This is a genomic window from Quadrisphaera sp. DVD1 (assembly GCF_058932755.1).
Genome location: NZ_JBZYWI010000028.1, coordinates 21843 through 28961 on the forward strand (window position 1 = coordinate 21843; position 7119 = coordinate 28961).

The 7119-nt window shown below is 76.9% G+C and carries 6 protein-coding genes; 2 read left to right on the forward strand and 4 right to left on the reverse strand.

Annotated elements, in window-relative coordinates; translation table 11 throughout:
* The first annotated feature begins 14 nt into the window (after positions 1-14).
* Positions 15-1298, forward strand: a complete 1284-nt coding sequence (gene glyA / locus AC5FZL_RS05215) for a serine hydroxymethyltransferase (RefSeq protein WP_493617508.1) — start codon at positions 15-17, stop codon at positions 1296-1298.
* On the forward strand, positions 1295-2176 hold the full coding sequence (locus AC5FZL_RS05220; RefSeq protein ID WP_493617509.1) for a bifunctional methylenetetrahydrofolate dehydrogenase/methenyltetrahydrofolate cyclohydrolase: 882 nt from the start codon (positions 1295-1297) through the stop codon (positions 2174-2176). Before glyA ends, AC5FZL_RS05220 begins: the two co-directional genes overlap by 4 nt.
* Before the next feature lie 6 nt (positions 2177-2182).
* Here the strand turns inward: AC5FZL_RS05220 and AC5FZL_RS05225 are convergent, their stop codons facing one another.
* From AC5FZL_RS05225 to AC5FZL_RS05240, 4 genes are all read right to left on the reverse strand, one after another.
* Positions 2183-2953 carry a YceI family protein gene (locus AC5FZL_RS05225; protein ID WP_493617510.1) on the reverse strand — a complete coding sequence of 257 codons (771 nt, stop codon included), beginning with the start codon at positions 2951-2953 and terminating at the stop codon, positions 2183-2185.
* Between the two features lie 89 nt (positions 2954-3042).
* The gene (locus tag AC5FZL_RS05230; RefSeq protein ID WP_493617511.1) at positions 3043-3726 is read right to left on the reverse strand and encodes an SDR family oxidoreductase; all 684 of its coding nucleotides are present in this window, start codon (positions 3724-3726) and stop codon (positions 3043-3045) included.
* A 25-nt stretch (positions 3727-3751) separates the two neighbouring features.
* Positions 3752-5680 (reverse strand): penicillin-binding transpeptidase domain-containing protein, encoded by a 1929-nt coding sequence (locus AC5FZL_RS05235; RefSeq protein ID WP_493617512.1) that lies wholly within the window; start codon positions 5678-5680, stop codon positions 3752-3754.
* Between the two features lie 102 nt (positions 5681-5782).
* A complete protein-coding gene (locus AC5FZL_RS05240; RefSeq protein ID WP_493617513.1) occupies positions 5783-7021 on the reverse strand; it encodes a M20 metallopeptidase family protein in 1239 nt (412 codons plus the stop codon).
* Positions 7022-7119: the final 98 nt, after the last annotated feature.

The following is a 7119-nucleotide window of genomic DNA, read 5'->3' on the forward strand; positions in this document are numbered from 1 at the left end:
CCGAGGAGCCCCTGGTGACGCAGACCCCCGTCCAGCCCGTGACCGACCGGCCCCTGGCCGAGGTCGACCCCGAGATCGCCGCCGTCCTCGACGGCGAGCTGCGCCGCCAGCGCGAGACGCTGGAGATGATCGCCAGCGAGAACTTCGCGCCGCGCGCGGTGCTCGAGGCGCAGGGCTCGGTGCTGACGAACAAGTACGCCGAGGGCTACCCCGGCCGCCGCTACTACGGCGGGTGCGAGCAGGTCGACATCGCCGAGTCGCTGGCGATCGCCCGCGCCAAGGAGCTGTTCGGCGCCGAGCACGCCAACGTCCAGCCGCACTCGGGGGCCTCGGCCAACGCCGCGGTGATGCACGCGCTGATCCGCCCCGGCGACACCATCCTGGGCCTGGAGCTCGCCCACGGCGGGCACCTCACCCACGGCATGAAGGCCAACTTCTCCGGGCGCCTGTTCGACGTCGCCTCCTACGGCGTGCGCGAGGACACCTTCGTCATCGACATGGACGAGGTCCGCCGCGTGGCGCTGGAGCGCCGCCCGAAGCTCATCATCGCCGGGTGGTCGGCCTACCCGCGCCACCTGGACTTCGCGGCCTTCCGGGCGATCGCCGACGAGGTCGGCGCGCTGCTCATGGTCGACATGGCGCACTTCGCCGGGCTCGTCGCCGCCGGGCTGCACCCCTCGCCGGTGCCGTACGCCGACGTCGTCACGACCACCGTGCACAAGACGATGGCCGGCCCGCGCAGCGGGATCATCCTGTCCCGCGCCGAGCACGCCAAGAAGCTGGACTCCGCGGTCTTCCCGGGCCAGCAGGGCGGCCCGCTCATGCACGCGGTGGCCGGCAAGGCCGTGGCCTTCAGGATCGCGATGACCGAGGAGTTCCGCGAGCGCCAGGCGCGCACCCTCGCCGGCGCCACGATCCTCGCCGAGCGCCTCATGCAGCCCGACGTCGCCGGGGTGGGCGCCAGCGTGCTGACCGGCGGCACCGACGTGCACCTCGTGCTGGTGGACCTGCGCGCCTCCGAGCTCGACGGGCGCCAGGCCGAGGACCGCCTCCACGAGGCCGGGATCACCGTGAACCGCAACGCCGTGCCGTTCGACCCCCGCCCGCCGATGGTCACCTCGGGCCTGCGGATCGGCACCCCGGCCCTGGCCACCCGCGGCTTCGGGGACGCCGAGTTCCGCGAGGTCGCCGACGTCATCGCCACCGCGCTCGACCCCGCGGCCGACCTCGCGCCGCTGCGCGCCCGCGTCGCCGCCCTCACCGACGCCTTCCCGCTCTACCCCGGGCTCGGCGCGTGAGCGCGCGGGTCCTCGACGGGAAGGCCACCGCCTCGGCGATCAAGGGCGAGCTGCGGGCGCGGGTCGACGCGCTGCGCGGGCGCGGCGTCGTGCCGGGGCTCGGCACGGTGCTCGTGGGGGAGGACCCCGGCAGCCAGGCCTACGTGCGCGGCAAGCACCGCGACTGCGCCGAGGTCGGCATCGAGTCGATCCGCGTCGACCTGCCCGCCACGGCCACGCAGGAGGAGGTCGAGGACGCCGTCCGCCGGCTCAACGCCGACCCCGCCTGCACCGGCTACATCGTCCAGCTGCCGCTGCCGGCCGGGCTGGACAGCGCCCGGGTGATCTCCCTGGTCGACCCGGCGAAGGACGCCGACGGCCTGCACCCGGCCAACCTCGGCGAGCTCGTGGCCAGCGTGTCCGGCCCGATGACCACGCCGCTGCCGTGCACCCCGCGCGGCGTCGTGGAGATCCTCGAGCGGCACGGCGTGGAGCTGGCCGGGGCCGAGGTGTGCGTCATCGGGCGCAGCGTCATCGTCGGGCGCACGCTCGGCCTGCTGCTGACCCGCCGCGCCGTCAACGCCACGGTCACCTCCTGCCACACCGGCACCCGCGACCTCGCCGAGCACACGCGGCGGGCGGACGTCGTGGTCGCCGCGGCCGGCGTGGTCGGCGTCCTGACGCCCGACATGGTGCGCCCGGGTGCGGTCGTCGTCGACGTGGGCATCAACCGCGTGCACGACGCCGAGACCGGCAAGGACCGCCTCGTCGGCGACGTCGACCCGGCCGTGGCCGAGGTGGCCGGCTGGTACACCCCGGTGCCGGGCGGGATCGGGCCGATGACCCGCGCGATGCTGCTGGCCAACGTCGTCGAGGCGGCCGAGCGCTCCCTGGCCTGACGCCGCTCAGCCGCGGGCGGCGACGACCTGGAACTCCAGGGTGCCGGTCTCCTCGACCTTGACGATGGCCAGGTCGGGGGCCTCGACACCGTGGTCGGCCCAGGTGACCGGGATCGACCCGGTGACGGTGGTGGAGTCCGCGGCGGTGAGCTCGGCCGTCGCGGCGACCTGCACGTCGCGCGGCTGGCCGTTGATGGTCAGGGTGCCGGGCAGGGTGACGGCCACCGAGGAGCCCGGCTCCGCGAGCCCGCCGAGGGCCACCGGGGCGGTGAGCACGAAGGTCGCCTCCGGGTTGGCCTCGACGCCCACGACGCGGCGGAACTGCGCGTCGCGCGCGGCGATGTCGGTGGCCACGCTGGCGAGGTCGACGGCGACCTCTCCGGTGGTCAGCGTGCCGCCGGCGGTGGTGAACGAGCCCCTCACCTGGTCGGTCCGCCCGGTGACGGCGACGTCCTGGCCGTTGAGCACCTCGTTGACCCGGTACCCGGCGGTGCCGCCGGTGACGTTCCAGGTGCCGTCGGCGAGCGCCGGGGCGGGGGGCTCCGCCGCGTCGCTGGGCGACGCGGTCGGCACCTCGGTGGCCGCGGGAGCGGGCTCGGCGGGGGCCAGCGGCGCGGCGGCGCTGCCCTCCTGCGAGGCGGCGTAGAGCCGCGGCCCCACGACGAGGGCCAGGACGGCGAGCACCACCGCGCCGGCGGCGAGCCAGAGCCACCTTCGGCGGCGGGGGCGCCGGGTCCGTGCTCCGTCAGCGGCGGGGGCGGGCGAGGTCGCGGTCACGGGCCCAGCATCGGCCCCGGGCGGGGCCGTGACCAGGGGCTGGGGACGACTCACAGCCCGCTCCCAGGCTCACCGCCGCGCGCGCGATGTCACAGGCCGATGCCGCCCAGGGCCAGCTGGACGGCGTCCTCGACCGGGTCGTCGCCGCCGACGAGCTCCAGCACCGCCCCCGGGGCCGGCGGGAGGGCCAGCAGCGCCGCGAGGACGGCGGCCACGTCCGCGCGCGGGACGCGCCCGCGGTCGACCTCGAGGGCCAGGCGCACGAGACCGGTGCCCGGGTCGTCGGTCAGGCCACCGGGGCGCAGGACGGTCACCGCCAGGTCGCGGGCGCGCACGCCCTCCTCGGCGGCGAGCTTGGCGCGCAGGTAGGGCAGCATCGCCGGCTCCAGGCCCTCGGGCTCGGCGCCGTCGCGCACGGACTCCACGCCCATCGAGGAGACGAGCAGGTAGCCGCGGACGCCGGTCCGCTCGGCGGCCTCGGCCAGCAGGAGCGCGCCGTCGCGGTCCATCGTCTCCTTGCGGGCGTCACCGCTGCCCGGGCCGGACCCGGCGGCGAAGACCACCGCGTCGCAGCCGTCGACCGCGGCGGCCACCTCGTCGACCGAGGAGCGCTCCAGGTCGACGACGGCGACCCCGGTGGCGCCGTCCGCCTCGACGTCCACGACGTGGTCGGGGTTGCGCACGAGGCCGACCACCTCGTCCCCTCGGGCGGCGAGCAGGCGGACCAGGTGGCGGGCGACCTGCCCGTGGGCTCCGGCGACGGCGATCCTCATGCCCGCCACCGTGCCACCGCCCGCCTCAGCCGGCCAGCGAGCGCAGGAACGCCTCGGCCACCGGCACGGCCGCGACGCCGCCGCTCGAGCCCTCCTCGACGAGGACCGCGAAGGCGAGGTCGCCCTGGAAGCCGATCACCCAGGCGTGCGTCTGCGGCGGGTCCTGCGTGCCGAACTCCGCGGTGCCGGTCTTGGCGTGCACGGGGGCGCCGGGCACGTCCGCCAGCGCGGCGGCCGTGCCGGAGGTGGCCACCGAGCGCATGAGGTCGCGCACCACCGCGAGGCCGTCGGCGTCCGGCGCGGGCTCGTCGGTGGGCGCCGCCGGCGCCGGGTCGGTGACCAGGTGGGGGGCCACCCACGAGCCGCGGGCGATGGTGGAGGCGACCACGGCCATCGAGACCGGGCTGGCGAGCACCGTGCCCTGCCCGATCGAGGCCGCCGCGCGGTCGACCGCGGAGCCCTCGGCGGGGACGCTGCCGGTGAACGCGTCGACGCCGAGGTCCCACGAGCCGCCGAGGCCCAGGGACGCCGCCGCCTGCGTGAGGTCGTCGGCGCCCAGGCGCTGGGACAGGCGGATGAAGGCCGTGTTGCACGACTGCGCGAAGTCGGTGCGGAACGGCACGTCGCCGAACGCCTCGCCCTCGAAGTTGCGGAAGGAGCGGCCCTCCACGGTGACCTCGGGGGTGCAGGGCACGGTCTCCTCCGGCGTGAGGCCGGTGCCGAGCAGCGCCGTCGTCGTCACCGTCTTGAACGTCGAGCCGGGCGGGTACTGGCCGGTCAGGGCGCGGTTCGTGCCGTTGGCGGGGGTGTTGGCGACCGCCAGGACGTCACCGGTCGGCACGTCGATCGCGACCAGCGCGGCGTTGCCGTTGCCGGCCGTCGAGCCGGCCAGCGCGGCGTCCGCCGCCTGCTGCACGCGGGGGTCCAGGCTCAGCTGCACCGGCTGCCCGGCCACCGGCTCGGTGGCGAAGAGCTCCTCGGCCGGCTCGGCCTCGTCGGCGTGCTCGAGGCGCACCGTCGTGCCCGCGGTGCCGGTCAGCCGCGCGTCGTACTGGCGCTGCAGCCCCGAGACGCCGGTGGTGTCCCCGGGCAGCACCCGGCCCTCGCTGGCGTCGACGAGCTCCTGCGTCGCCGGGCCCACCCGGCCGAGCAGCGCCCGGGCGAACGCGGTCGTGGGCGCGAGGGGCTGGGTGGTCTCGCGGAAGACCGTGCCCGGCAGCGGCTGCACCTGCGCGCGGACGGCGTCGTAGTCGGGACGGCGCAGGGTGATCACCGGCACGAAGGCGTCGGGGGAGGCGGAGGTGATCCGCGACTGCAGGTCCGCGGCGTCGATCTCGTAGGTGGCGAGCGCGGCGGCGAGCTGGTTCGCCGTGCCGGCGGGGTCGGTCGTGCGCGAGGGCTGGACGCCGATCTCGACCACCGGCTGGGCGCTGACGATGGCGGCGCCGCCGCGGCCGAGCACCTCCGCGCGCGGGGCGGCCGTGCGCTCGGCGGTCAGGCGGTCGCCCTCGGCGAGGTCGGGGTGCACCAGCGCGGGGGTGAAGCGCGCGCCCCACGGCGCGTCGGCGCCGCCGTCGGCGTCCACGGGCGCGAGGTCGGCCTGCACGTCGTAGGTCCAGCCCTCGCCGAAGGGCCACGTGAGGGTGAGGTCGGCGGTGGCGGTCTCGTCCTCCCGCGTGGTGGAGGTCACCTCCACCTGGGGGGCGGCGCCGTCGAGCCCCGCGGTCAGGGCGGCGTACTGCTCCTGGACGGCGGCCGGCTCGGCGCCGACGAAGCGGGCGGTCGACAGGTCGCCGGCGCTCCAGGCCTGCGCCAGGTCGGCGGCCGCGGCCTCGGCGGCCTCGTCGCGGGCGCGCTCGCCGCTGCGCACCCGCACCACCACCACGGCGGCCACGACCGCGAGGACGAGGAGCGCCGCGAGGGCGCCGATCAGGACGGTCGTCTTCCTGCGCACCCGCCGATCGTAGGGAGCCCGCCCGCGCTTTCCCCGCGAAGCGCGGTTCCGGTGGCGTCGCGGACCGCGCTCTGCGGCGGAAGTGCGGAGGAAGGGGGCGGATCAGGCGCGGGCGAGGGTGGTGTGCGCCAGCTCGGCGAGCACCGTGGCCGCCTCGGGCAGCACCGCGTCGTCGAAGACCGCCCGGGGGGAGTGGTTGTCGGCGGCCGTCGCGGGGTCCGCGCCGGGCGGGCGGGCGCCGAGGAAGAGCATCGCCCCGGGCACGGCCGCGAGCACGCGGCTGAAGTCCTCCGCCCCGGCGATCGGGTGCGGCATCCGGGCGAACGGCGCCCCGGCCCCGCCCGGAACGGGCGGCAGCACCGCGGTGACCGCCCGCTCGGCGAGGTCCACGGCCGCGGCGTCGTTGACCGTCACCGGGTACTGGCGGCGGAAGACGGCGTCGACCTCCAGGCCGTGCCCGGCCGCCACGCCCCGGCAGTAGCGCACGGTGTCCTCCTCCAGGCGCGCGAGGACCGCCTCGTCGAAGCAGCGCACCGTCGCGGCGAAGGAGGCGGTGTCGGGGATGACGTTGGCCCGGTTGCCCGCCGCGACGTGGCCCACGGTGAGCACGGCGGGGGAGAACGGGGAGACCGTGCGGCTGACCAGCGACTGCAGGCCCAGCACCATCTCGCACATCGCCGGCACCGGGTCGGCGGCGGCCTCGGGGGCTGAGCCGTGCCCGCCGCGGCCCCGCACCGTGACGTGCAGCTCGTTGCTGGAGGCCATCAGCGGGCCGGGCCGGCTGGTGACGATCCCGCGCGGGCCGAGGGTGGCGAAGACGTGCAGCGCCCAGGCGGCGTCCGGACGCCGGCCCGAGGCCTCCAGCACTCCCTCGGCGATCATCGCCCCGGCGCCGTCGCGACCCTCTTCGCCGGGCTGGAACATCAGCACCACGTCGCCGGGCAGCTCCTCGCGGCGGGCGGCGAGCAGGCGCGCGGCACCCACGAGGCCGGCCACGTGCAGGTCGTGCCCGCAGGCGTGCATCGCGCCGTCCAGGGTGGAGCGGAACGGCACGTCGACGGCCTCGAGCACCGGCAGCGCGTCCATGTCGGCGCGCAGCAGCACGGTGGGGCGCGCGCTGTCGTGCACGCCGCTGCCGCTCCCGCCGCGCAGCACCGCGGTCACCGAGCTGAGCGCCGTCCCGGTGCTGACCTCGAGGTCGAGCCCGGACAGCGCCTCGAGCACGAGCGCCTGGGTGCGTGGCAGGTCCAGGCCGACCTCGGGCACGCGGTGCAGGGCGCGCCGCAGGTCGGCCAGCTCCGGGCCGAGGGCGCGGGCGTCGTCCAGCAGCGTCGGCGTCATGGTCGTTGCTACCACGCCGGGTGGCGTCGCGGACGGCGGTCAGGTGACGACGGCGTGCAGCGCCACCTCGCCCAGCGCACCGAGCGGCAGCACCAGGA

Bases quoted from the DNA above. Each gene is read 5' to 3' on its own strand.
- AC5FZL_RS05230 (WP_493617511.1), bottom strand. From the start codon at position 3,726: ATGAGGATCGCCGTCGCCGGAGCCCACGGGCAGGTCGCCCGCCACCTG.
- AC5FZL_RS05240 (WP_493617513.1), bottom strand. From the start codon at position 7,021: ATGACGCCGACGCTGCTGGACGACGCCCGCGCCCTCGGCCCGGAGCTG.